This window comes from Azospirillum sp. UENF 312511, from assembly GCF_058780635.1.
In genome coordinates this window covers 1,328,594-1,352,786 of record NZ_JBSNCG010000003.1, presented here as the reverse complement: position 1 = coordinate 1,352,786, position 24,193 = coordinate 1,328,594, and the positions used below count along the sequence as shown (strand labels likewise).

Sequence of the window (24,193 nt, the reverse complement as noted above, 5' to 3'; positions counted from 1 at the left end):
GTGCTCCGGCCGGTCAGATCAGGGAAAGAAGCGTCTCGTGCACCTCGCGGGCGCGGATCGGCAGCGGGCCGGGGCGGCTGAACACCGACACCGCGCCCGGCAGGTCGTAATGCCCGCGCAGGAACTTGTGGAACTGGGCGCCGTGCGTCTGCTCGACGACCAGGACCTTGGAGACGCCGTCCAGCGCCGCGGCCAGCTTGGCCGGCTGGACCGGGGAGATCAGGCGGATGGCGACCAGCCGGGCCTTGGTGCCGGCGGCCTCCAGCCGGCGCACCGCCTCGCGCGACGGGCCGGTGGCGGAGCCCCAGGTGACGACGGCGATCTCACCCTCGCCCTCGATGTCGGCCCAGGCGTCGCCGTAGTCGTAGCTGGTCAGCTTGCGCAGGCGCTTGTCGAGCTGCTTCTGGTGGTCGGACGCCTGCGAGGAGGGCAGGGCGTTCTCCGCATGCTCCAAGCCGTCGGCGGTGTGCTCGCCGCCCGGCATGCCGGGGATGGCGGCGGGGGAGACGCCCGATTCGGTGTCGGCGTAGCGCTTGTACTTCGCCTCGCCGCCGAGATCGGTCGCTAGCAGGCGGTTCGCCTTGTGCGGGGCGTCGGCCGGCTTGTCGACGATGGCGCGGGACTGGCCCATCGCCTGATCGGACAGCACGATGGCCGGGGTCTGCAGGGCCTCAGCCAGATGCACCGCCCACTGGGTGGTGAACAGGCAGTCGCCGATGGAGGTCGGGCCGACCACCAGATGCGGGGCGTCGCCGTGCAGGCCGTAGACGGCGATGTTCAGGTCGGACTGTTCGGACTTGGTCGGGATGCCGGTGGACGGGCCGCCGCGCTGCACATCGACGATCACCACCGGGGTTTCGGAGGCCACACCCAGGCCGATGCATTCGGTCATCAGCGACAGGCCGGGGCCGGCGGTCGCGGTGATCGACGGCACGCCGCTGAAGGAGGCGCCCAGGCACATGGCGATGGAGGCCAGCTCATCCTCCGCCTGGACCAGCTTGCCACCGGTCTTGGCGAGGTTGGGGGCCAGCCATTCCAGGATCTCGGTCGCCGGCGTGATCGGGTAGGCGGCGCAGAACTTCACCCCGCCCTTCAAGGCACCCAACCCGGCGGCCTCGTTGCCGGAGATGTTCCAGCGGGTGGCGCCCTCCTTGTTGGGGGCGGCCAGCTCCAGGCCGAGGTTCCAGCCGGCGGCCTCCTTGGACCCGGCGTCGATGCCGGCGTTGGACGCCTGGATGGCGGCGTCGCCCTTCTTGCCCAGCGCCTTCTGGATCACCGCGTCGATGCCGGCGCGCGGCAGGCCGACGATCGCCGCGACGGCGCCCAGCCCCACCATGTTGACGCGCCCGCCGGGGATGCGCCCGGCCAGTTCCTTGATCGGCAGCTCGACCTGTTTGGCGCCGCTGGCGGCCAGGACCGCGGGCACCTCGCCCTGGCTGGGGTCGGTGATGATGACGCTCTTGTCCGACAGGGGAAGCTCGGCCGCGAAGCGCTCCACATTCTGCCAGTCGAAGGCGATGATGATGTCGAAACGGTCCCCCGGACCGTGAACGGGTGTGGGCGACAGGCGAACGAGGGCGGCGGCTTCTCCGCCACGGATCTGCGGGCCGGTGGACCGCGACATCAATCCGTACCATCCCACGTTGGCGGCGGCATCCAGCAGCATCTGTCCGGCGGTCATCGCGCCGGCGCCACCGCTGCCCACCAGGGCAATCGTGACCGAGTCCACTGTCATTGGTTAATCCCTTGCGTCCGAATGTGAGTCGCCCGACGCCCGTACGGCTACGTCAGCATTGCGGAACAGGGGAATGATCTGGCGCAAATCAGACGAAAGACGTCACGATTTTGCGAAGTCACGTCATGGAATGGTCCGACCAAGTCTTGACTGGTGAACGGCCATCCCTTGGCACCGACTGTTGCCAGGATTGTTTCTGGACCGGAATGGCGGGCGTAGTCGCACAGCTACTCGCTGTAGCGTTCTTCCCGCCAGGGGTCGGCGTCATTGTGATAACCGCGGACCTCCCAATAGCCGCGGCGATCCTCCGCCAGGAACTCGATTCGCTTCACCCACTTGGCGCTTTTCCAGAAATAGAGCTTCGGCACGACGACTCGGACGGGGCCGCCATGGTCGCGGCTGATCGGCTGGCCTTCCCAGCCGGTGGCGAGCAGCGCGTTCTCCGCCGCGAAGGCGTCCAACGGCAGGTTGGTGGTGTAGCCGTCCGAGGAGTGGCAGAGGACGAAGCGCGCCTCCGGCCGCGGCTGGACGACCGACAGCAGGTGCCGCGTGGACACGCCCTCCCACCGGTTGTCGTAGCGTGACCATGTGGTGACGCAGTGGATGTCGGAGACGACGCGCTCCCGCGGTTGGGCCTGAAGGTCCGCCCAGCTCCAGGTGACGGGGGTGTCGACCAGCCCGTCTACCGCCAGGGTCCAGTTCGCCTCGCTCACCCGCGGCACGATGCCGAGATCGAGCACCGGCCAGGTCTCCACCAGGCGCTGGCCCGGCGGCAGGCGGTCGCGCGCCGGGTCGGCGGTCTCCCCGGTCAGGCCCCGGCCCTCCCGCGCCCATTGCTCCTTGGTGGCGATCAGCTTGTCGCGGATCCGGCCGTCCTGCGGCACGTCCTGCGGGCCATCTTGAGGAGTCTCGTCGGCCATGGCGGTCCTCCGAAGGGGTGCATCGGCAGCGATGTCTCTGGTGAGCGGTACGGATTTATGCATGGATGGGGGCCGGTGTCAGCGCCGATCCCGCGGTTTCTTGCGGTGCGAAAGGCTGATCCGCTACCCTTCCGTCCCATTTTCCACGGTTTGGCCGGAAATAGACGGTTCGGACGGTTGCCCTGCCCCTGTTCACGCCCTGCCTTGCTCTGATAGCATGTCCGCTATGCATGACCTGCCATGTTGCCGCCCATGACCACCGCCCTGCCCGTCGCCCCGCACACTGATGCGGCGCCCTCCGGGCTGGGACGGACCCTGCTGGAGAAGGACGAGCTGGACATGGCCCCGGAGGACGCCGCGGGATTGCAATGGCTGGACGCGCTCGCCACGCCGCTGTGGCTGCTCCGTCCCGATGGGCTGACCGTGTGGCTGAACGGCGCCGCCCGCGCGCTGATCGGCCTGGAGCACGACGCGCCCGCCGCCGCCGTCCGGGTCAGCCTGTCCAGCCGGTTCCCCGCCGCGTTGGAGCAGGCCGCTGCGGGGCGGACGGTGGACGCGCGGGCGACCGTCCACGCCCCCCTGACCCTGCCGCTGGAGGTGGACCTCCGGCTGGTTCCGGCGCCGCGCCCGAGCGGGCTGATCCTGGTCGAAGCCCCCGCCGACAGCGGCGCCCGGCAGGAGATGATGCGGCTGAACGAGCAGCTCATCGCGCTGTCCTACGCCTATCCCGACATCCGCTTCGAACTGCTGCGCGACGGCACCATCCTCGACTTCGCCGCCGCCAGCCCCGGCGACCTGAACGTCCCCGCCGAGCGTTTCCTGGCGCACCGCGTGCAGGAGGTGCTGCCCGATCCCGCCGCCGGGATGCTGGCCGCGGCGCTCGGCCGGCTGAACGAAGGCCAAACGGTCATCGGCCTGGACTTCTCCCTGCCGCCGCCTTCCGGATCGGCGGGGGACACCAAATTCTTCGAGGCGCGGCTGGTCGCCCTGCCCGACAGCGACCGCGTGATGTGCAGCATCCGCAACGTCACGGAGCGGGTGGAGGCGGAACGCGCGGCCCGGCGCGCCCATCACCTGCTCTCCGACGCCATCGAATGCATCACCGAGGGCTTCGTGCTGTACGACGCCCAGGACCGGCTGGTGCTGTGCAACGGGCGCTATCGGGAGCTGTTTTCCGCCAACACCGACCTCATCACGCCGGGGGCCAGCTTCGAGGAGGTGTTGCGCGGCGGGGTGGAGCGGGGCGTCTATCGGGTGCCGGACGGCGACCTGGAGGGCTGGGTCGAGCGGCGCATCGAGCAGCACCGCGGCGCCGGCCCGCCCATGGAAATGGAGCTTCACGACGGGCGCTGGATCCGCATCGAGGAATGGCGGACCTACGAGGGCGGCACCGTCGGCATCCGCGCCGACATCACCGACCTCAAGGCCCGCGAGGCCGAGCTGAGCGCCGCCCGCGACGAGGCCGAGCAGGCCAACCAGCGCAAATCCGACTATGTCCACCATCTGAGCCACGAGCTGCGCACGCCGCTGAACGCCGTGCTCGGCTTCGCCCAGATCATCCATGACGAGATGATGGGGCCGAACAACCCGCGCTACCGCGAATATGCCGGGCAGATCGCGGCGGCCGGTGTCTACATGCTGGACCTCATCAACAACCTGCTCGACCTCGCGCGGATCGAGGCGGGGCGGATGGATCTGCACGAGGAGGCCTGCAACCTGTCCCTGCTGGTCGATCTGACCTTCGGCATGATGCAGCCGCGGGCGTGCGAGGCGGCGGTCGCGCTGTGCATGGAAATCCCCGACGATCTGCCCAGCCTGCATGGCGACGCCTCGCAGATCCGGCAGATGCTGACCAACCTGATCGGCAACGCCATCAAGTTCTCGCCGCCCAAGGACGGGTGCGTGCGGGTGCGCGCGGAGCTGACGGAGGACGGCGGCATCGCGCTGACCGTCGCCGACAACGGCATCGGCATGCGCCCCGAACAAATTCCGGTGGCGCTGGACGCCTTCGGGCAGGTGCATGGCCGCAACCAGGGGCATAGCAACCAGGGCCGCGACCGGGCGACGGAGCGCGGCTCCGGCCTGGGGCTGCCGCTGACCCGCGCGCTGATCGCGCTGCACGGCGGCACCTTCCACATCGACAGCCGGCTCGGGGCCGGAACGACCGTGCGCCTGACCTTCCCGCCCTGCCGGGTCGGTGGGGGCATGCAACGGCCCTGAAGGCCGGACACGACACACGCTGAAAGGCGCGCCTTAAAACGCGCGCCTTAAAACGCGCAACGGCCGCGCGCGCTGGAGGCGCGGCGGCCGTGGACTCACAAGACGAAACCCGCAGGAAAGACGGGCGGCCTGTCGAGGCGCGCTGGCTCGGCCTTAAGCTGGCTTGGCCTTAGGCGGCCTTGCGGACGGCGGCAGCCTCGGAGAAGACCTTGACGACCTGCTCGACGAAAGCGGCCAACTCGTCATGGCCCAGCGCCGTGATGGTCACGTTGTCCACCACCAGGGCCTCGTCGCTGATCTTGCCGCCGGCGGCTTCCAGCTCGGCGCGGACGGCCTCCGGAGCGGTCAGCGTGCGGCCCTTCAGCTTGCCCGGGATGGCCAGGAGCTGGATGCCCTGGTCGATCGCGGCGATCGGCTTGCCGGCGTCCAGGAAGTGGCCGACGATGCGGCGGGTGTGGGCGCTCTGCTGGAGCTTGGTGACGCTGCGCTCGCCACCCGGCAGCAGCAGCATGTCATAGTCGGCACCCAGAACCTCGCCGACCTGCTTGTCCACCGGGAAGTAATGGCCCCAGGACTTGCCGTGCCAGCCGTTCACCAGACCCTGCTCGGGGGAAATCGTACGAAGAGTAGCGCCGGTCTTGAGGAGAGCCCGTTGCGGCTCCGTCATCTCCAGTTCCTCAAAGCCGTTGGCGACGAGAATGGCAATGCTCTTTCCTGCGAGGGGTTGATCCATACTGTCTTGTCCTTTCATCGTTCAACCAGTGTGTGCGGGCCATCGCCGAGGAATGCGCCGTCGGGGAAAAGAAACGGCGCACGCCGCGCAAAGATTTGCGCGGCGATGGAACCCGCAGCCGGCCCTCGTCAGATGAGGTCCGGCGGGGGGGCGGTCACGCCCCTGATCGGTTTGTGGTGAGCATGGAACACAAGTGGCGGCAACGAGGTCCCAAGTCAATGGCTTATTCCGCACTGCAACGCAGCTTCCCCACCGTCGGGCAGGGCTACCGGCACGGCAATTTCGCGGTCGCGCTCAAGACTTAATCACGATTTTCCGATTGTGGCGGTTGGGATGGCGCAGGTCAGCCATGCCGTCATGGCGCGGCTGTGACAACGAATGGTCGTGAGGAAAGCGGGCGGGCGCAAAAAGAAGCGGCCGGGGGCGGACCCCCGGCCGTTTGAAGTCAATAGCGTCAGCCGTTCGAAGAGATCCGGCTCGCACACCGGATCGGGAACCACCGGTCACCGGGGCGGCGGGCCGAAGCCAACCGTCCGAGGGATCGGCGCAAACCGGTCATACGGCCCGAGCCGGGGAGGCTGCCGCGAAGGGCGGCCGTATGACCCTTTCACACTTTGCGGGGGCAAAGTGCTGTCTCGTTCAAGGCGGGCGCGTCCGGCGAATGGAACCGGGCGCGCCCTGCCTTTGGTTCAAGGGAGGCGGATCAATGGAACTGATCGGCCTCGGTGGAGTCCTTGTAGGCGGTGGTGGAGGACTGGCCGCCCGAGATCGCCGTGGCGACCGCGTCGAAGTAGCCGGTGCCGACCTCGCGCTGGTGCTTGGTCGCGGTGTAGCCCTCGGCCTCCGCCGCGAATTCCGCCTCCTGCAGCTCCGAGTAGGCGGCCATGCCGCGCGCCGCGTAGCCCTTGGCCAGCTTGAAGGCCGAGTAGTTCAGGCTGTGGAAGCCGGCCAGCGTCACGAACTGGAACTTGTAGCCCATGGCGCCGATCTCGCGCTGGAACTTGGCGATGTCCGCCTCGTCCAGGTTGGCCTTCCAGTTGAAGCTCGGCGAGCAGTTGTAGGCCAGCAGCTTGTTCGGGAACTCCTTGCGGATCGCCTCGGCGAAGCGCTTGGCCTCCTCCAGGTTCGGACGCGAGGTCTCCCACCACAGCAGGTCGGAGTAGGGGGCGTAGGACAGGCCGCGGGCGATGCAGTGGTCGACACCCGTGCCCTTCTTCAGGCGGAAGAAGCCTTCCGAGGTGCGGCCGGCGTCGAAGTCGATGAAGGGATGGTCGCGCTCGTCAACGTCGGAGGTGATGAGCTGCGCGGACTCCGCGTCGGTGCGGCAGAGCACGATGGTCGAGGTGCCCATGGTGTCGGCGGCCAGACGGGCGGCGTTCAGCGTGCGGATGTGCTGCTGCGTGGGGATCAGCACCTTGCCGCCGAGATGGCCGCACTTCTTCTCCGACGCGAGCTGGTCCTCGAAGTGGACGCCCGAGGCGCCGGCCTTGATCATCGCCTTCATCAGCTCGAAGACGTTCAGCGGACCGCCGAAGCCGGCCTCGGCATCCGCGATGATCGGCGCGAACCAGTAGGTGTCGCCCTTGCCCTCGGCGGTCTGGATCTCGTCGGCGCGCTTGAAGGTATTGTTGATGCGCTCGACCACCGCCGGCACCGAGTTGGCCGGGTACAGGCTCTGGTCCGGGTACATCTGGCCGGCCAGGTTGGCGTCGCCGGCGACCTGCCAGCCCGACAGGTAGATGGCCTTCAGGCCGGCCTTCACCGCCTGCATCGCCTGGTTGCCGGTCAGGGCGCCCAGCGTGTTGATGTACGGCTCGGTGTTCAGCAGCTCCCACAGGCGCTGCGCGCCCAGCTCGGCCAGCGTGTACTCGATCTTGACCGAGCCGCTGAGGCGCTTCACGTCGTCCTGGGTGTAATCGCGCTTGATGCCTTCGAAGCGCGCGGCGCGGAGAGCGGCCTTAGTCTTTTCATCGAGCGACATGGTCGTTTTCCTTCTTTTCGTCACCGTTGCGCTGCTTTTGAGCGCTGCCCTGACAAAACAACTAAAACGGCCTTCGCTGCCTTGCAACATGCCCTTGTTTGTAAAAGGGTCTGTTTGTAAACTGCCGTCAGAAAAGTTCTGTAAATCAGTAAATATTGTAAATCTGCTCAGCTGGAGTTCAGGTGGTCATGGACAAGAAGGCGATGCTGGGTCCGAAGGTGCGTCGGCTGCGCCGCGACCACGGGCTGACCCAGGCCCAGATGGCCGAGCAGCTGGGCATCTCCCCCAGCTACCTGAACCTGATCGAACACAACCAGCGCCCGGTCACCGTGCCGCTGCTGCTGAAGCTGGGCCAGAATTTCGGGGTGGATCTGCAGAGCTTCGCGGAGGATGAGGAAAGCCGTCTCGTCGCCGGCCTGCGCGAAGTGTTCGCCGACCCGCTGTTCGACGGCTCCGACATCAAGAACCAGGACTTCCGCGAACTGGCGGCGGTTGCCCCGACGCTGGGGCAGGCGGTGGTGGCGCTCTACCGCGCCTTCCGCACCAGCCGCGACGACCTGCAGACCCTGTCGGAACGGGTGGCCGACCGCGAGAAGCTGCATCTGGTCCAGACCTCCTCCTTCCCGCAGGACGAGGTGCGCGACCTGTTCCAAGCCCATTCCAACCATTTCGCCGAGCTTGAGGCGGCGGCGGAGGAGCTGTGGCAGGAGGGCCGGCTGGAGAAGGGCGATCTCTATCGGGGTCTGACCGACTATCTGCTGAACAACCACAGCGTCCGCGTCCGGCTGCTGCCCTCCGACATCATGGGCTATGCGGTGCGCCGGTTCGACCGGCATGGGCGGCGCATCCTGCTGTCGGAGATGCTGGCGCCGTCCGGGCGCAACTTCCAGCTCGCCTGCCAGATCGCCCTGCTGCGCCATCGCGACCTGCTGAACCAGATCGTCGAGTCGTCCGGTCTGACGGGGGACGAGGCGCGGCGCTTGGCCCGCATCGGTCTCGCCAACTATTTCGCGGCGGCGGTGGTGATGCCCTACGCCCGCTTCTGGGAGGCGGCCAATCAGGTTCGATACGATATCGAAATATTACGGCGCCGGTTCGATGCCTCGTTCGAGCAGGTCTGCCAGCGGCTGACCACGCTGCAGCGGCCGGGGGCGAAGGGCGTTCCCTTCTTCCTGATGCGGGTGGACAGCGCCGGCAACGTGTCCAAGCGCTTTTCCGGCGCCGGCTTCCATCTGGCGCGCTTCGGCGGCGGCTGCGCCCGCTGGATCGTCTACGAGGCCTTCCGCACGCCGGGAAAAATCCACAGCCAGCTGGCCCAGATGCCCGACGGCACCACCTATTTCTCCATCGCCCGCACGGTGGTGAAGGCCGGCGGCGGTTTCCGCAGCCCGCCGCAGCAATTTGCCATCGCGCTGGGCTGCGATCTCCAGCACGCGGCGCAGATCACCTATGCGGACGGTGTGGATCTGGAAAACACCGAGGCGGCGACGCCCATCGGTGTGAATTGCCGGCTCTGCCCGCGGCTGGACTGTTCGCAGCGCGCTTTCCCGCCGCTGAACCATCGCCTGATTGTCGATGAGAATCTGCGCGGTTTGTCGCCTTATCTCTTCGCCCCGCCGGCGGGAGAGTAAGGCCGTTTATTTTGCGATATCGTCTTGTGGTAACTGAAAAGCCACAACAAAATTGTTGGTATAAATTAGTGGTCTGTTGACGAATTTGTTGTTAAAGAGATGTGCTGCAATGCGGCACGGCTTGGCTTCTGAAACGACACCGGCCACAGCATGCCGGTCACCGAAACGGACCTGCGGATTCCATGAGCAATCTGATTCATGAGCGCGTCCTGCGCGTTCACCACTGGACGGACACGCTGTTCAGCTTCACCACCACGCGCGATCCCTCGTTCCGTTTCGATCCCGGACAGTTCACCATGATCGGCCTGGAGGTGAACGGCCGGCCGCTGCTGCGCGCGTACAGCCTGGTCAGCGCCAGCTACGAGGAGACGCTGGAGTTCTTCTCGATCAAGGTGCAGGACGGCCCGCTGACCTCGCGCCTCCAGCATCTCAAGGAAGGCGACACGCTGCTGGTCAACCGCAAGGCGACGGGCACGCTGGTCACCGACAACCTGCTGCCGGGCCGCAACCTGTACCTGCTCAGCACCGGCACGGGCCTCGCCCCGTTCCTCAGCATCATCAAGGACCCGGAGATGTACGCCCGGTTCGACAAGGTGATCCTGACCCACACGACGCGTACGGTGGGCGAGCTGGCGTACGGCGACATCATCAACAGCGTCCTGCCGGAGAACGAGTTCTTCGGCGAGGATGTGAAGCAGAAGCTGATCTATTACCCGACCGTGACGCGCGAGCCGTTCCGCAACCAGGGCCGCATCACCGACCTGATCCGCAACGGCAAGCTGTTCTCGGACGTCGGGCTGGCCCCCTTCGACCGCGAGGTCGACCGCGTGATGATCTGCGGCAGCCCGGCCATGCTGGACGAGACCAGCGGCATCATGAACGAGCTGGGCTTCTCCATGGGCCACAACGGCGAACCCGGTCATTACGTGATCGAAAAGGCTTTTGTGGAACGCTGAGCGGAATTGCTGGAATAAAGCGGGCCGTGGTTCGTTGATGGGACGTGACGATGGCACGTCATCAACTCCAGCCGGCCCGCCTGGGCCGGGTTGGTCCTTGACGGGCGCGTCTCCCTCGCGGGGGCGCGCCCGTTTTCCTTCTGGAACTGACCTGGTTCGCCAGACCGTTTTGCCGATCCCGCATTTGGTGTAGACATCCCCTCCATGCGCCTCATCACGATCCTCGCCGTGCTGCTCGTGGCCGGCCTCGCGAATTTTGCCGTCTGGTCGCTGCCGAACCAGCCGGTGCCGCTCGACCCGCCGCCCGGAGGGAAGCTGAAAAGCGTGTCCTTCGCGCCCTTCCGCGACGGCCAGAGCCCGCTGACGCAAAAATTCCCCAGCACCGCGCAGATCGACGAGGATCTGGCGGCCCTCGCCCCGCAGGTGGCGGGGGTGCGCACCTACACCTCGCTGGAAGGGCTGGAGGTGGTGCCGGAACTGGCCCGCCGTCACGGCATGCAGGTCACCATGGGGGCGTGGCTGTCGTCGCGGCTGGACAAGAACGAGAAGGAGGTCGCCTCCCTCATCGACCTCGCCAACCGCTACCCGGACGTCATCACCCGCGTGATCGTCGGCAACGAGGTGCTGCTGCGCCGCGAGCTGACGCCGGAGCAGGTGGCCGGCTACATCGACCGCGTGAAGGCGGCGGTGAAGCAGCCGGTGTCCTACGCCGACGTCTGGGAATGGTGGCTGAAATACCCGCAGATCGCCGATCACGTCGATTACCTGACCATCCATCTGCTGCCCTATTGGGAAGACGTGCCGACCGACGTGGCCGGCGCCATGGAGCGCATCCGCGGCAGCTACCGCACCATCGCCCAGCGCTTCCCCGGCAAGCCGATCCTGGTCGGTGAGACCGGCTGGCCGACCGAGGGCCGGTCGCGCGGCGCCGCGGTCACCGGGCTGGTCAACAAGGCCAAGTTCGTCAACGGCTTCGTCCGCCTCGCCGAGCAGGAGGGCTTCGACTACAACGTGATCGAGGCCTTCGACCAGGGCTGGAAGGCCAAGCTGGAGGGCACGGTGGGCGGCCACTGGGGCCTCTACACCGCCGACCGTCAGGCGAAGTTCGCCCTGGCCGGGCCGGTGGTGGAGAATCGCCAATGGCCGATGCTGTTCGGCGTCTCCTCCGGCCTCGCGCTGCTTCTGGTCGTCGGGCTGACCCTGCGCGGCCGTCCGCTGACCGCCGGGGCCTTCGCCGCCCTGGCCTTCCTGGCGCAGGCGCTGTCCACACTCTATGTCCACGCCGTCTGGGGCGCGCTGCACGGCAAGCACTACCCGCAGGACGTGGCGCTGTCGGTCGTCATGCTGGCGGCGACGGGCGTGCTGTCGATGGCCGTCCTGCTGGCCGCCCGGCGGGCGCTGGGCAGCGGCGGTCTGGCGCTGGAGCCGCTGGCGCCGCTGCGCGGCCGTCCGGCGCTGTCGCGGTTGGAGACGGTGGGCAAGGCCGCCGCCGTGGTTCTCGCCCTGCTGGGGATCGTCTGGAGCTTCCTGATCGTCTTCGACGGGCGCTACCGCGACTTCCCCAACTGGTACTTCGCCTTGCCGGCGCTTGGCCTGCTGGCGCTCGGCGCCATGCGCGCCACGCGGCGTCCGGAGGGCACGGGGGCGCTGGCCGCCTGGGGCATCGGCGGGCTGTTCCGCCCCGCCGTTCCGGTGGCCGATCTGCCGGCGAATGGCCTGTGCGGCGCCGTCCGCCGCCTGCCGCTGGAGTCGGCGCTGGCCGTCCTGCTGCTGCTCGGCGCGCTGCTGACCGTGCTGGCGGAAGGCGTGGTGCCGATGGAGTCGCTGATCTACGGGCAGCTTCCCTTCATGGAGGCCCTGCACGAGGTGGTGTGGACCAGCCCGAACTGGGAAGCGCTGTCCTGGGCCGGGCTTCAGCTTCTGCTGGCGGTGCCCTACGCCGCCGCGGTCCTGGCCGCCCGCTGCGGCGAGGCTGCCTTCATTATTCCCTCTCCCCTCCGGGGAGAGGGGTAGGGTGAGGGGGTTGCGCTTTTGCCGAACGCAGCGACACGCCAACCCCCCTCACCGGCCCTCCGGGCCACCCTCTCCCCGGAGGGGAGAGGGTTATATTTAGGGAGAGGGGCCCTACCCCGCCTCAGGCCGCCTTTTCGCTTTTCCGGCCTTTCTGGTGCTCTGCGGTCCAGCGCCGCGGGTCCTGCAGGAAGGCGTGGATTTCGCCCTGTGCCTGCCCGTCCAGGTAATGGCCGCGGTTCGCCACCTCCAGCACGTCCCACCAGGTCGCCAGCGCGTGCATCGTGATGCCCAGTGGGGCCAGATGCTCCTGGATCTCGTCGAAGATCCCGTACTGGAACAGCACGAACAGGTCGCGCACGTCGCAGCCCGCCTCCTTCAGCGGCTGGGCGAAGCGGGCCTTGCGGTGGCCGTCGGCGGCGATCTGCTCGACGAGAAGCACGCGCCAGCCCGGCTCCACCCGCCCTTCGATGCGGTGCTTGTAGCCCTGCAGGCCCTCCGGCGCCTCCTTGCGCACGAAGACGAGGGGCAACTCCAGCCGGTCGGCGATCAGCGCGGCCCAGGGCACGCCGGCCCCCTCGGCGGCGGCGATGGCGTCCAGTTCGCCGTCGCCGATCTCCTGCCCGATCATCCGCAGCGCGAAATCGAGCACCTCGTCGCGCACCGCGGGATAGGAGAGCAGCCGCCGCCCCTCCAGATGGACCGGGCTGACCAGCCCCGAACCGTGGTTGCACAAATGCTCCGGGTCGTACCGGACGCAGCCGGTCTCGATCAGATGGCGGGCCACGCTGGCGGCCCCTTCGCGCAATTCGATGTCCCAAGCGTCCGGTATCATGGCCTGCCCCCGTCGTTCTCGCGTTGTTTTCAGCCTCACGCCTTTCTACCTATGATCACCCGTTCGGGGCGGGCCGCAACCCCTCCACTCGCGTCGGAGTAGGCGCTTTGGCGGTAGCCGCAACGGGGAAGGACAAAGCGTCGCAGCCTCCCAGCGACTGCAGTCCTGTGCGCGGACGCGCCAGATCGGTTGACACGAACCGCGACAAGCGTTGAAAAAGAGAATCGAATTGTAGCCATGCAGCTTTGGCAGAGCGGGGCGGGGAGCGGCGATGTCGGACATCCAGGGCTGGAGCCAGGACGATGACGACGATCTGTTGTTCGCCGACGAGGACGCTCCGGACCCGTTGTCCGCGACCTCCGGCCCCGCCGTGGCCCCCTGGAAGCTGCTGATCGTCGACGACGATCCGGAGGTGCACGCGATCACCCGCGTGGTGCTGAACGACGTGACCTTCGACGGGCGGCGCCTGCAGTTCCTGTCCGCCCATTCGGGGGTCGAGGCGCGGGTGATCCTGAACGACCATCCCGACATCGCCGCCGTCCTGCTGGACGTGGTGATGGAAACGGAGGACGCCGGCCTGCGGCTGGTCCATCACATCCGCGAGGTGCTGGGCAACCGGCGGGTCCGCATCATCCTGCGCACCGGCCAGCCCGGCCAGGCGCCGGAACGGCAGGTGATCGTCAGCTACGACATCAACGACTACAAGGCCAAGAGCGAGCTGACCGCGCAGAAGCTGTTCACCGCCACGGTGGCCGCCTTGCGGTCCTACCAGCACATCGACGCCATCGAACGCAACCGGCAAGGCTTGGAGACGATCGTCGACGCCGCCGGCACCCTGTTTGAGCAGCGCTCCATGGACCGCTTCGCCGTTGGCGTGGTGGAACGGGTCGCCGCCCTGCTGCCGCGGGCGACCGGCGCCTTCCTGTGCGCGGTGCCGCACGGCCTGAATCCGGAAGGCCGGACCGGGGAGGCGGAGGTGCTGTGCGGGACCGGCGTTTTCGCCGGGGCGGCGGGCCGGCCGGTCAGTGCCGTGCTGCCCGAGGCGGCCTGCGCCGACATCGCCGTCGCCCTGGCCCGGGGCCGCAGCCTGCACGGCGACGACCACAGCGTCGCGCTGTTCCAGACCCAGAGTCCCGGCCCCGGCGCGCTGTTCATCGGCGGGCACGGCGGCCTGCCGGAGGTGGAACGGCGGCTGCTGGAGATCTTCTGCTCCCGGATGTCGGTCGGGTTCGACAACGTGTCGCTGTACGAACAGCTCCGCCTCGCGCAGATCGCCACGGTGCACGCCCTCGGCAAGCTGGCCGAATACAAGGACGAGGTCACCGGGGAGCATGTCCGGCGCATCGGCCGCTGGGCCACCGCCATCGCAAGGGAGCTTCAGGCGCGGGGTGCCTGCGGCGGTGACGCCGATGACCGCTTCTGCGAGCTGATCGGGCTGGCCAGCATGCTGCACGACGTCGGCAAGGTCGCCATCCCCGACCGGATCCTGCGCAAGCCCGGCAAGCTGGACCCCGAGGAGATGGTCCAGATGCGCGAACACGCCGCCATCGGCGGGCGCATCCTGCGCGACGCCTCCGGCCCGGTCGGCGGGCGCAGCTACCTGTCGATGGGGGCGGAGATCGCCGAGAGCCACCACGAGAAGTTCGACGGCACCGGCTATCCCCACGGGCTGGCCGGCGACGCCATCCCGCTGTCGGGCCGCATCGTGGCGGTCGCCGACGTCTACGACGCCCTGCTGCACCGCCGCCCCTACAAGGAGGCGTGGGAGATGGCGGCGGTGGTGGATCTGATCCGCGCCGAGGCGGGCCGGCATTTCGACCCGCGCGTCGTCGACGCCTTCGTCGCGGTCCTGGAGCGCTGCGGGCCGGAGGCGTAGATCAGCCCCCGGCCGCACCGTTCCTTCTTGCGAGTCCCGACCTTTTAAGAGCCTTGGCTGAGCGCCTCGGCCAGCGCGCGGTCGGGGTGGTTCCCGCCGACGATGAGCTGCATGGAGCCGGTCGGCACCTCCACCCCCAGCTCGTCGAAGCGCTTCTTCATGCGGCGGTTGAATTCGCGCGAGACGCCCCACTGCTTGGTCGGACGGGTCTTGAAGCGCGCGGTGATCAGCTGGGTCGAGTCGGGCTGGAACTTGTCCAACCCCATCACCTCCAGCGGCCCCATGATGTCGGGCGCGAATTGGGTGTCGGACTGCAGACTGGCGCCGATGTCCTTCAGCAGCTCGATCACGCGGTCGGGGTCCTCGCGGTAGGCGACCCGCACCTCGAACAGGGCGTAGGAGAAGTCCTTCGACATGTTCTTGACGGTGCTGACCGAGTTGAAGGGCACCGTGTGGATGGCGCCCGATCCGTCGCGCAGCCGGATGGAGCGGATGGAGATGGCCTCCACCGAGCCGGAATGGCCGCCGCCCACATCCACCACGTCGCCGATCGAGATGCTGTCCTCGAACAGGATGAACAGGCCGGTGATGATGTCCTTGACCAGCGTCTGCGACCCGAAGCCGACGGCCAGACCGACCACACCGGCACCGGCCAGCAGCGGCGCGATGTTGACGCCCAGCTCCGACAGGGTGATCAGCGACACCATGGTGACCAGGACGATCAGGAAGGCGTTGCGCAGCAGCGGCAGCAGGGTGCGCACCCGCGCGCTGCGCTCGATCCGCGTGCCGTTGCGGTCGGTGGAGGCGAGGAAGCGCTCGATCATCGCGCTCACCACCTCCCAGGCGATGACGGAGCCGACGAACAGGAGGCCGATGGTCACCGTGCTGCGCAGGATGCGCTGGCCGAGCCGGGTGTCCGTCCAGGCCAGCGTGTCGAAGCCCCAGCCGTAAAGGATCATCATCGCAGCACCAACCCAGATCACCGTCTTCACCGCCCGGTGCAGGAAGGGCAGGTAGAGCGAAGCGCGGTCCTTCAGCGGCGGCAGGGCGCCCTGGCTCTCCGGGACCATGCGCAGGCCGCGGCGCAGGCCGCGGTTGATGCCGTTGACCAGCAGCCGGGCGATCACCGCGACCAGGATGGTGGTGCCGGTGGCGCGGGCCAGATACTCGAACCCGCCATAGACGTTCAGAACCCAGACGCCGAAGGTCACCACGACGTAGATGATCGCCAGGACGTGCCAGACGTCGGCGAAGCGGCGGCGGGCGGAACGCAGGACGGCGCCCTGGCCCTCCGACTCGCGCTCCGCGGTGGCCGCCGGGTCGCCGTCGCCGGACAGCGGGTTGCCGTGCATCCAGTCGGCGACGATGCGGCGGTTCTGCAGGATCAGCGCGATCAGCATGCCGGCGATCGCCAGCCCCAGCAGCTTCAGCAGCGCGCCGTAGGCGCCGAGCGGCAGGCCCAGCACATAGGCGCCCTCGGCTAGGAAATAGCCGTAGACGCCGACCGCCGCCAGCCGGCGGAGCCAGCGGTAGAGGCGCTGGGCGTTGGCGTCGCCCACCCGCACCATGCGCAGGGAGGGCGCGAAGGGCGAGATCAGGATGCGGGCGGCGACCAGCAGGATCTGCAGGATGACGGTGGCGTTGATGACGGCCAGGGCGACCAGCCGGACGCGCGGCCCCGGCTCGCTGACCGACAGGATGGCGTAGGCGACGACGATGAAGGCGGCGATGGGCGCCAGCTCCAGCAGCGCGCGGCCAAGCAGCAGCGGCAGGCGCACCAGCACCGTGGTGCCCCGGCGGGCGGCGAGCGCGTTGCGCGGGCGGGCGAGCAGCCAGCCGACAAAACGCTCGATCGCCAGACCGGCGGTCAGGATCATCGTCAGCTGGATGGCGATCTGCACCCAACGGTCGCGGGCCGACGGGTCGACCATCTGCCGGTTCGCCCACTCGATGGCGCCGGGCAGCTCCTTGAACACGTTGCCGACCTGGACGAGCTGGCGGCTCAGCACGTCCATGCGCTCGGCCAGGAAGGACAGGGCGCTGGCGCCGATGGTCTCGGGCAGGGTGCTGGCCGCCGGGGCCTCCTCGGCCTTGGCCTGCTCCAGCCCCTTCTGCGCGGCGACCAGCGCCTTCAACTGCTCGACCAGCCGGGCGCGGGCCGCCGGGTCCTCCAGCGTCGTGATCATCGCCTGCATCTGCTCGGGCGTCGGATCGGGTGAGGCGGCGGGTTCCGCAGGGGCCGCGGCGGCGGGGGCCGGCATGGCAGCGCCCGGCACGGGGCCGGCAGCCAGCGACGGCGCGCCGAGGCCGGCGAGAAGCAGCAGAAGGACGGCGAGTGCGCCCATGCAGGGGGCCGTCCACCGGGTGCGTGCGCGAAGCATCCCTGTCCTTTTTCGTGATTTCGGCAATGCGTCAGTGAAGGCCGGGGACGTTATCCCGTGCCCGCCTCCTTGCCAACCCGCGCAGTTTCAGACCTTTTTGGGACGGAATTGCGGCCGCGCCCAAGGCACCGGTGGGCTCCGGAACGGAGCTTAGGGCGCTTTTCCGCCAGCCTGAGTGCCGTCTTGCGCCTCGTCCTGCGCAACGTGGCAGGCGACTCGGTGGCCGGGCGCCACGGGGTCGAGCGTCGGGGGAACCTGGGCGCAGCCGTCATGGGCGAGCGGGCAGCGCAGCCGCAGCGCGCAGCCGGTTGGCGGGCGCAGGGGGGACGGCGGATCGCCGTGCAGCGCCGGGCGGACCAAGCCGGCCGCAGCGATCAGCGCGCGGCTGTAGGGGTGGCGCGCCCCGGCCGCCAGCACCGCGCTGTCCGCCGACTCGACGATCCGGCCGAGCAGGAGCACCAGCGCCCGCCGCGCGATCCGCAAACCCTCCGCCGCGTCCTGGGTGACGTAGAGCAGGGCCAGCCGGCGGCGGCGGCGGATCGCCTGCAGCAGGGCGAGGAAGTCCGCCCGCTCCGCCCCGTCGAGCGCCGCCGCCGGCTCGTCGCAGACCAGCAGGCGCGGCTCCGGCAGCAGGGCGCGGGCCAGCCCGGCGCGCGCCGCCTCCGCCGGACGGAGCGCGCCGGGATGGAGGTCGAGGACCGCTGCGGGCAGCCCGACCTCCTCCAGCGCCTCGGCCAGCCGGGCGGAGCGGTCGGCTGACGATCGGGTGGGCCGCAGCGACTCCAGCGTCTCGGCGAGCTGCGCGCCGATGGTCATCAGCGGGTCGAAGGCGGCCAGCGGATCGGGGAAGAGGATTTGCAGGTCCCGCCGCGCCCGGCGCATCGCCTCCGGCGGGGCGGCGGCGAGGTCGGTCCCCAGCCAGGAGACCTGACCGCCGACCGGCGGGACCAGCCGCAGGATGGCGCGGGCCAGCACCGACTTGCCGCTGCCCGTCTCGCCGAGCAGGGCCAGCGTCTCGCCCTCGGCCAGCGCGATGGACAGGCCATCGACGACGGTCAGCCAGCGTTCCTCGCCGCGCCAGCCCCGCCCCAACGGAAAGGCGACGCGCAGGTCGCGCACCGACAGGATGGGCGGGCCGGAGGGCGCCGGCTCCGCCGGGGGCGGAGCGGGGGTGGGCTCCTCCTCGGGTTCTTCCAGACGCCCTTGGGCCAGGATCAGCCGGCGGTCGGCCAGACCGGGATGGACCGGATCGGGTTGCGGGCGCCCGGCCAGCAGCAGCGCCGTTCCGGTCTCCCGCGTCCAGGCGGCGAGGTCGTTCAGCAGGCGCACGCGCTGGGTGGGGTCGAGCGCGGCGGCGGGGGCGTCGGCGAGCAGCAACGCCGGCTGAGCCGCCATGGCCAGCGCCAGCGCGGCCCGCCAGCGCATCGCCTCGCCCAACTCATGCGGGTGGAGCGCCAGCCGGCGCGCGGCGGCGGGCACCTGGAAGCGCTCCAGCGCCTCCGCAGCGCAGCGCAGGGCGGTGCGCTCGTCCACCCCGGACTGGCGGGCCAGCAGGTCCGCGAACTGGGCGCCGAGCGGGCGCAGCGGGTCCAGGGCGCCGTCCTGGGTGACCAGGATGCGCCGCCCCCGGATGTGGATGTCGCCCAGCACCGTGATGCCCTTGGGCGCGAGGTCGGCCAGCGCGCGCAGCAGCAGCGTCTTGCCGGCCCCGGCGCCGCCCGACAGGGCCAGCACCTCGCCGGGCTCGACGGCGAAGCTCAGCCGGTCGAGCAGGATGTCGCGGCTGGTCAGCAGGGACAGACCCTCCACCCGCAGCGGCGCGCCGTTGTCCGCTCCACTCACTGGTGCCCTCCCGCGGCCGTGGAGAAGGCCAGCCGCATCCCGTCGCCCACCCCGTGCAGCGCCCACAGGGTCAGCGCCAGCAGCAGCGCAGGCCCGGCCAGCGCCACGGCGTCGCCCGCCCGCACTGCCGCGCCGATGGCGGTTCCCCAGCCGGTCACCCCCTCCGGCAGGCCCAGGCCGAGCAGGCTGGCGAGGCTTTCCGCCATCAGGGCGCGGGGAAGGGCGGTCCACGCCGCGGCGGCGAGCGGCAGGACGGCGTTGGGCAGGATGTGACGGCGGAGCCGGCGTCCGTTGGGGATACCGGCGGCCTGGGCGGCGCTCAGGAACTCCCGCCGCAGCAGGGCGCGCAGCTCGTCCCGCGCGATGACGGCCACCGCCGGGGCGGCGATCAGGGCGGTCACCACGGCCATCGGCACCAGCCCGCGCTCCGGACCCAGCAACCCGCCGGCCAGCGGCAGGGCCAGCGCCAGGGGAAGGCCGGTCAGAGCGGCGGCGGGCGCCATCATCGCCCGCTCCGCCCGCTCGCCCAGAGCAACCGCTGTGGCGGCCCAGAGCAGGCCGAGGGCGGCCCCGCCCAGCCCGGCGAGCAGCGCGAAGGTCAGGCTCTGGTGCCCGGCGGCCAGCGCCGTCCCCACCGGGCCGCCCCCGGCGACGAGGCCGGCCGCCACCGCCAGCATCAGCGCCGCGAGAACGGTCAGCCCCGTCGCGGCAGGCCGATGCGCGGTCAGCCGCTGCCCGGCCTTCTGCCAGGGGCCATCGCGCCAGTGTGGATCAGTGCGGGAGTCGGTGCCGGCGGGTCCGTGCATCAGGCCATCCGGGCCCGCGGGTCGATCCGGCCGTGCAGCGCGCCGCCCAGGGCGCCCAGCAGCACGGCGAGGCCGCACAGTCCGGCGAGCGCGGCGACGGCCATGCCGGTGTCCCCGGCGCGCGCCGCCTCGACGAACAGCCGCCCGGCGCCGGAAAAGCCGGTCCCGAACAGGTTTTCCACCGCCACGGCCGCGGTCACCGTTCCCGCCACGGCGCTGCGCAGGCCGCCCATCGCCGCCGACAGCCCCAGCGGCAGGGAGAGCCGCCACAGCAGGGCGGAGCCGTCGATCCCGCGTCCGCGCGCCGCCAGCAAAACGGTGTCCTCCGCCCCGGCCCGCGCCCGCCCGGCAAGCGTCGCGGCCTGGGCGGCGGCGGGCAGGGCAAGGGCGGCGAGGCCCAGCAGGACGGGTGCCCTCGTCAGCGTGGCGGCGAAGACCGCGGCCAGCAGAAAGCCCGGCATGGCCGGACCGACCCCGCCAAGGACGGCGCCCGCCCCGCCCAGGACACCGAGCAGGGCGCCGAGCCCGGTCCCCAGCGCCAGCGCCGGCACGACCAGCGCCAGCGTCGTCGGCATGGCGGCCAGCACGGCGCCCAGCGCCTGCGTCCAGCCGGGTCCCGCCAGCGCGGCCACCACGGCGGCAGCGAGCGCGAGGCCCAGCAGGGCCGGCACCACGGCCAGCACCCGACGCAGGACGAGGCTCAGCATCGGCCCCGCCGGGAGCGGGCGGCCGCGGCAATTGGATTTGAGGGGACGGCGGACAAGCGGATCACAACAGGCGGATCATCCGACAATGGCGGACACGAATGGAGTCCTCCTGACGGTACCCAGGTCCCGGCCGGTCGGGCAATGGAATTTCGCCTCTCGGCGGGGGGTGGGGAGGGTTGGGCGGCTGCGGTGTTGTTCGGGCATTCGCCTTCCTGGCCGGTCGCAGCCCGTCCCGGACGCACCATATGTGAACCCCCGATGCCGATCCCCGCAGGAACCCCGGTCCAGCCGCGTCCCATGCCCGACCAGCCGTCCTTCCCAATGCCGCCTGAACCAGCGCTCACCGGGGCGCTCACCGGGGCGCCCGCCGCGGCGCTTTCCAGCGCGGCCGCGGACCCGCTGCTGGTGCCGGGCCGTACCTGCTGGCGGGTGGAGCGGGCGGAGCGGGTCGGGGTCATCGTCGATGCCGAGGACTACTTCGCGCTCGCCAAGGCGGCGATGCGGCAGGCGCGGCGCAGCATCTACCTGACCGCCTGGGACTTCGACGCCCGCATCCGGCTGACCCCGCAGGCGCGCCATCCGCGCCGCCCCGACAAGCTCGGCAACCTGCTGAACTGGCTGGCCGCGACCCGCCCGGACCTGACCATCCATGTGCTGAAGTGGGACTTCGCGGAGCTGTTCGATCTGGCCCGCTGGTCGCAGCCGCTGTTCCTGCGCGGCTGGCTCAGCCATCCGCGGCTCCAGTACCGGCTGGACGGCGACCATCCCGCCGGGGCCTGCCACCATCAGAAGATGCTGGTGATCGACGACCGGCTGGCTTTCTGCGGCGGGCTGGACATCACCGCCAACCGCTGGGACACCCGCGCCCACCGCGCCGACGAGCCGCTGCGCCGCCAGCCGGACGGCACCCCCTACGAGCCCTTTCACGACGTGATGATGGCGGTGGACGGCGACGCCGCCCGCGCGCTGGGTGACCTGTTCCGCGAGCGCTGGCGCCGCGCCACCGGCTGCGTGCTGTCGCCGCCCGCCATGGACGTGCTTGGCGGCGGTGGCGGCATTGCCGATGGCAAGCGCCCCCGGCGGCTGCGGCTGAAGGCGCGCCGGGCCGGGCCGGACAGCCCCGACCCCTGGCCGCAACAGCTCGTCCCGCTGCTCAAGGGCATGCCCGTCGGCATCGCCCGCACCGAACCCGGCTACAACGGGCGCGCCGAGGTGCGGGAGGTCGAGGCGCTCTACACCGCCGCCATCGCTGCGGCCGAGCGCTTCATCTACATGGAGAGCCAGTATTTCGCCTCGGTCGCCGTGGCCGAGGCGCTGAAGGCGCGGCTGGCCGAGCCGGACGGGCCGGAGGTGGTCGTCGTCAACTCCGCCCGCACGTCGAGCTGGCTGGAGAACACCGTGATGCTCGGCGCCCGCGCCCGGCTGGTGAAGGAACTGCGCGAGGCCGACCGCAACGGGCGCTTCCGCTTCTACATCGCCAAGACCGAGAGCGCCAAAACCGGCAGCGTCGGAATCACCATCCACGCCAAGGTGATGGTGGTGGACGACCGGCTTCTGCGCATCGGCTCGGCCAATCTGAACAACCGGTCGATGGGGCTGGACACCGAATGCGATCTGGCGCTGGAGGCGCCCCAGGGGAAGGTGGAAGGGCGCGAGGCCCGGCTGGCCATCGCCGGCGTGCGCGACGACCTGATCGCCGAGCATCTCGGGGTGGCGCCGGAAAGCGTGGCGGCGGAGCTGCGCCGCTCAGGCTCGCTCATCCGCACGGTGGAGGCGCTGAGCCGGCCCGGCGGGCGGACGCTGGAGTTGCTGGAGGACGCCGACCCTGGCCTGCTGGCCACCGCCGTCGCCGACTCCATGCTCTTCGATCCGGAACGCCCGGTGGGGGCTGCGGACATCGTGTGGCGCGTCCTGCCGTCGCGCATCCCGCGCCGTCACCATTGGCTGGCCCTGGGCATCATCCTGGCGGTGGTCGGCGGGGTGTGGGGGCTGTGGAACCACACGCCGCTGCGCGACTGGGCGACCCTGGACGCCGTCCTGGGGGCGTTCGAGCGCCTGCGCGAGTCGGCTTTCGGGCCGCTGTGGCTGATCCTGCTCTATGTCGCCGGGGGCTTCGTGCTGTTTCCGGTGCTGCTGCTGATCGCGGCGACGGCCATCGCGCTGGGGCCGTGGATGGGCTTCCCGACCGCGCTGGCCGGGGTGCTGGCCTCCGCCGCGGCGCTGTTCTGGGTGGGACGGTTCACCGGCCGGCGCCCCATCGAGCGCTACGGTGGTGCCGTGGTGCGGCGGGCCAGCGACGCGCTCGGCGAGCGCGGCGTGCTGGCCATGGCAGCGCTGCGGGTGGTGCCGGTGGCGCCCTTCACCGTGGTGAACCTCGTCGCGGGGGCTTCCCGCATCCGCTTTGCCGACTATCTGTTCGGGACGATCCTGGGAATGGCGCCGGGAATCCTTGTCTTCAACCTGCTCGGGCACCAGCTTGAGCGTGTGTTGACGGAACCGACGCCCACCGACATGGTTCTTCTGGGGCTGGCGGCGGTGACCGCGTTGGGGCTCGGCTGGGCCGGCAATCGGCTGGTGCGGGCCCTGGCGGCGAGACGGCCAACCGCCGGGCCGGCCATTGGAGAAGCAGTCAAGGGAGACCAACAGCGGTGATCCGATTCAGCCGAGAGCGTGTGCAGCGGATCGCCTCCGCGCTGCGCGCCGCCCGCGTCCGCCGCCCGAAGCGCCGCGTCGACAGCCGCAGCGGCCCGGTGCCGGAGGGCATGGCGCCGCTGCGCGTGGCGACCTGGAACATCCACAGCTGCGTCGGGCTGGACGCGCGCTTCGCGCCGGACCGCATCGCCGAGGTCATCAAGGAGCTGGACGTCGATCTGGTCGGGCTCCAGGAGGTCGGCTGGCACCACCGCGGCGAATCCGGGCTGGACCAGTTCGCCTTCCTGGAGCGCGCCACCGGCCTGAAGGCCCACGCCGGCCCGACCAAGCACAACGCCCACGCCCATTACGGCAACGCCATCCTGACCCGGCTGCCGGTCCTGAAATGCGAGCCCATCGACCTCAGCGTCGGGCGGCGGGAACCGCGCGGCGGCATCGACGTGATTGTCGAGGTGGAGGGGCGCCCGGTGCGCATCATCGTCGCCCATCTCGGCCTCGATCCGTGGGAGCGGGCGCGGCAGGTCGGCGCCATCGTCGACCGGCTGGAGGAACAGCCGGCCCTGCCGACCCTGTTCATGGGCGACCTCAACGAATGGGCGCCCAACTCCCCACGGCTGCGCAAGCTGGCCGAGGCTTTTCCCGACTGGGCCAGCCCGCGCAGCTTCCACGCGCGGATGCCCACGCTGCGGCTCGACCGCATCTACGTGAACAACGGGCTGACCATCCCGTCTTACGAGGTGGTGCGCACGGTGCTGACGCGCCGCGCGTCCGACCATCTGCCGGTGCGCGCCACCGTGGCCGTGCCATAACCGATATTCCCGCTCGGGTATGCCGGGCCCCTGATTGCTGCAAGGCGCGTGCGCGGTTCCGCGGGCGCGCCTTTTTCTTTGGGCTTGATCCTCCTGCCT

At 70.1% G+C, this 24,193-nt stretch carries 16 protein-coding genes; 7 read left to right on the top strand and 9 right to left on the bottom strand.

All coding sequences use genetic code 11. The features are described 5' to 3' along the window. Nucleotides 1-13: 13 nt before the first annotated feature. Both ACWPN7_RS17705 and ACWPN7_RS17700 read right to left on the bottom strand, forming a co-directional pair. A complete protein-coding gene (locus ACWPN7_RS17705; protein ID WP_456530362.1) occupies nt 14-1,735 on the bottom strand; it encodes a 2-oxoacid:acceptor oxidoreductase subunit alpha in 1,722 nt (573 codons plus the stop codon). A gap of 227 nt (nt 1,736-1,962) precedes the next feature. Beyond that, nucleotides 1,963-2,655: a sulfite oxidase-like oxidoreductase gene (locus ACWPN7_RS17700; protein ID WP_349619101.1), complete on the bottom strand. Its 693-nt coding sequence runs from the start codon at nt 2,653-2,655 to the stop codon at nt 1,963-1,965. Nucleotides 2,656-2,907: 252 nt separating this feature from the next. Between ACWPN7_RS17700 and ACWPN7_RS17695 the strand changes: the two genes are divergently transcribed. Beyond that, a complete protein-coding gene (locus ACWPN7_RS17695) occupies nt 2,908-4,875 on the top strand; it encodes a sensor histidine kinase (protein WP_492273401.1) in 1,968 nt (655 codons plus the stop codon). Between the two features lie 169 nt (nt 4,876-5,044). Here ACWPN7_RS17695 and ACWPN7_RS17690 read toward each other — a convergent pair whose 3' ends face one another. Both ACWPN7_RS17690 and aceA read right to left on the bottom strand, forming a co-directional pair. Beyond that, nucleotides 5,045-5,608, bottom strand: a complete 564-nt coding sequence (locus ACWPN7_RS17690) for a DJ-1/PfpI family protein (RefSeq protein ID WP_014239063.1) — start codon at nt 5,606-5,608, stop codon at nt 5,045-5,047. 703 nt (nt 5,609-6,311) lie between these two features. Then, the gene (aceA, locus tag ACWPN7_RS17685; protein ID WP_038529990.1) at nt 6,312-7,589 is read right to left on the bottom strand and encodes an isocitrate lyase; all 1,278 of its coding nucleotides are present in this window, start codon (nt 7,587-7,589) and stop codon (nt 6,312-6,314) included. A gap of 188 nt (nt 7,590-7,777) precedes the next feature. Here aceA and ACWPN7_RS17680 point away from each other — a divergent pair, with 188 nt between their 5' ends. The 3 genes from ACWPN7_RS17680 (at nt 7,778) to ACWPN7_RS17670 (ending at nt 12,189) form a co-directional block, all read left to right on the top strand. After that, nucleotides 7,778-9,220 (top strand): helix-turn-helix domain-containing protein, encoded by a 1,443-nt coding sequence (locus ACWPN7_RS17680; RefSeq protein ID WP_038529987.1) that lies wholly within the window; start codon nt 7,778-7,780, stop codon nt 9,218-9,220. Between the two features lie 182 nt (nt 9,221-9,402). Then, nucleotides 9,403-10,176 carry a ferredoxin--NADP reductase gene (locus ACWPN7_RS17675; protein WP_103040096.1) on the top strand — a complete coding sequence of 258 codons (774 nt, stop codon included), beginning with the start codon at nt 9,403-9,405 and terminating at the stop codon, nt 10,174-10,176. Nucleotides 10,177-10,380: 204 nt separating this feature from the next. Further along, nucleotides 10,381-12,189, top strand: coding sequence for a glycoside hydrolase family 17 protein (locus ACWPN7_RS17670; protein ID WP_459196164.1), 1,809 nt, complete (start codon nt 10,381-10,383; stop codon nt 12,187-12,189). 121 nt (nt 12,190-12,310) lie between these two features. Here the strand turns inward: ACWPN7_RS17670 and ACWPN7_RS17665 are convergent, their stop codons facing one another. Beyond that, nucleotides 12,311-13,021: an orotate phosphoribosyltransferase gene (locus ACWPN7_RS17665; protein ID WP_014239071.1), complete on the bottom strand. Its 711-nt coding sequence runs from the start codon at nt 13,019-13,021 to the stop codon at nt 12,311-12,313. A gap of 271 nt (nt 13,022-13,292) precedes the next feature. On the opposite strand from ACWPN7_RS17665, the gene ACWPN7_RS17660 reads away from it, so the two are divergent. Next, nucleotides 13,293-14,897: a DUF3369 domain-containing protein gene (locus ACWPN7_RS17660; RefSeq protein WP_492273400.1), complete on the top strand. Its 1,605-nt coding sequence runs from the start codon at nt 13,293-13,295 to the stop codon at nt 14,895-14,897. Between the two features lie 44 nt (nt 14,898-14,941). Here the strand turns inward: ACWPN7_RS17660 and ACWPN7_RS17655 are convergent, their stop codons facing one another. The 4 genes from ACWPN7_RS17655 to ACWPN7_RS17640 all read right to left on the bottom strand — a co-directional run bounded on the left by ACWPN7_RS17655 (nt 14,942) and on the right by ACWPN7_RS17640 (nt 20,633). Next, entirely contained in the window at nt 14,942-17,242 is a 2,301-nt protein-coding gene (locus ACWPN7_RS17655; protein ID WP_459196165.1) for a mechanosensitive ion channel domain-containing protein, read from the bottom strand. 186 nt (nt 17,243-17,428) lie between these two features. After that, nucleotides 17,429-19,120: an oligopeptide/dipeptide ABC transporter ATP-binding protein gene (locus tag ACWPN7_RS17650; RefSeq protein WP_459196166.1), complete on the bottom strand. Its 1,692-nt coding sequence runs from the start codon at nt 19,118-19,120 to the stop codon at nt 17,429-17,431. Then, complete coding sequence (locus ACWPN7_RS17645; RefSeq protein WP_149649942.1) at nt 19,117-19,926, bottom strand: ABC transporter permease subunit; 810 nt, start codon at nt 19,924-19,926, stop codon at nt 19,117-19,119. The genes ACWPN7_RS17650 and ACWPN7_RS17645 overlap by 4 nt, the downstream gene beginning before the upstream one ends. After that, nucleotides 19,926-20,633: an ABC transporter permease gene (locus ACWPN7_RS17640; RefSeq protein ID WP_459196167.1), complete on the bottom strand. Its 708-nt coding sequence runs from the start codon at nt 20,631-20,633 to the stop codon at nt 19,926-19,928. Before ACWPN7_RS17640 ends, ACWPN7_RS17645 begins: the two co-directional genes overlap by 1 nt. Nucleotides 20,634-20,891: 258 nt before the next feature. Here ACWPN7_RS17640 and ACWPN7_RS17635 point away from each other — a divergent pair, with 258 nt between their 5' ends. Both ACWPN7_RS17635 and ACWPN7_RS17630 read left to right on the top strand, forming a co-directional pair. Further along, a complete protein-coding gene (locus ACWPN7_RS17635) occupies nt 20,892-23,285 on the top strand; it encodes a VTT domain-containing protein (protein WP_459196168.1) in 2,394 nt (797 codons plus the stop codon). After that, nucleotides 23,282-24,094 (top strand): endonuclease/exonuclease/phosphatase family protein, encoded by an 813-nt coding sequence (locus ACWPN7_RS17630; RefSeq protein WP_051658011.1) that lies wholly within the window; start codon nt 23,282-23,284, stop codon nt 24,092-24,094. The genes ACWPN7_RS17635 and ACWPN7_RS17630 overlap by 4 nt, the downstream gene beginning before the upstream one ends. Nucleotides 24,095-24,193 lie beyond the last annotated feature (99 nt).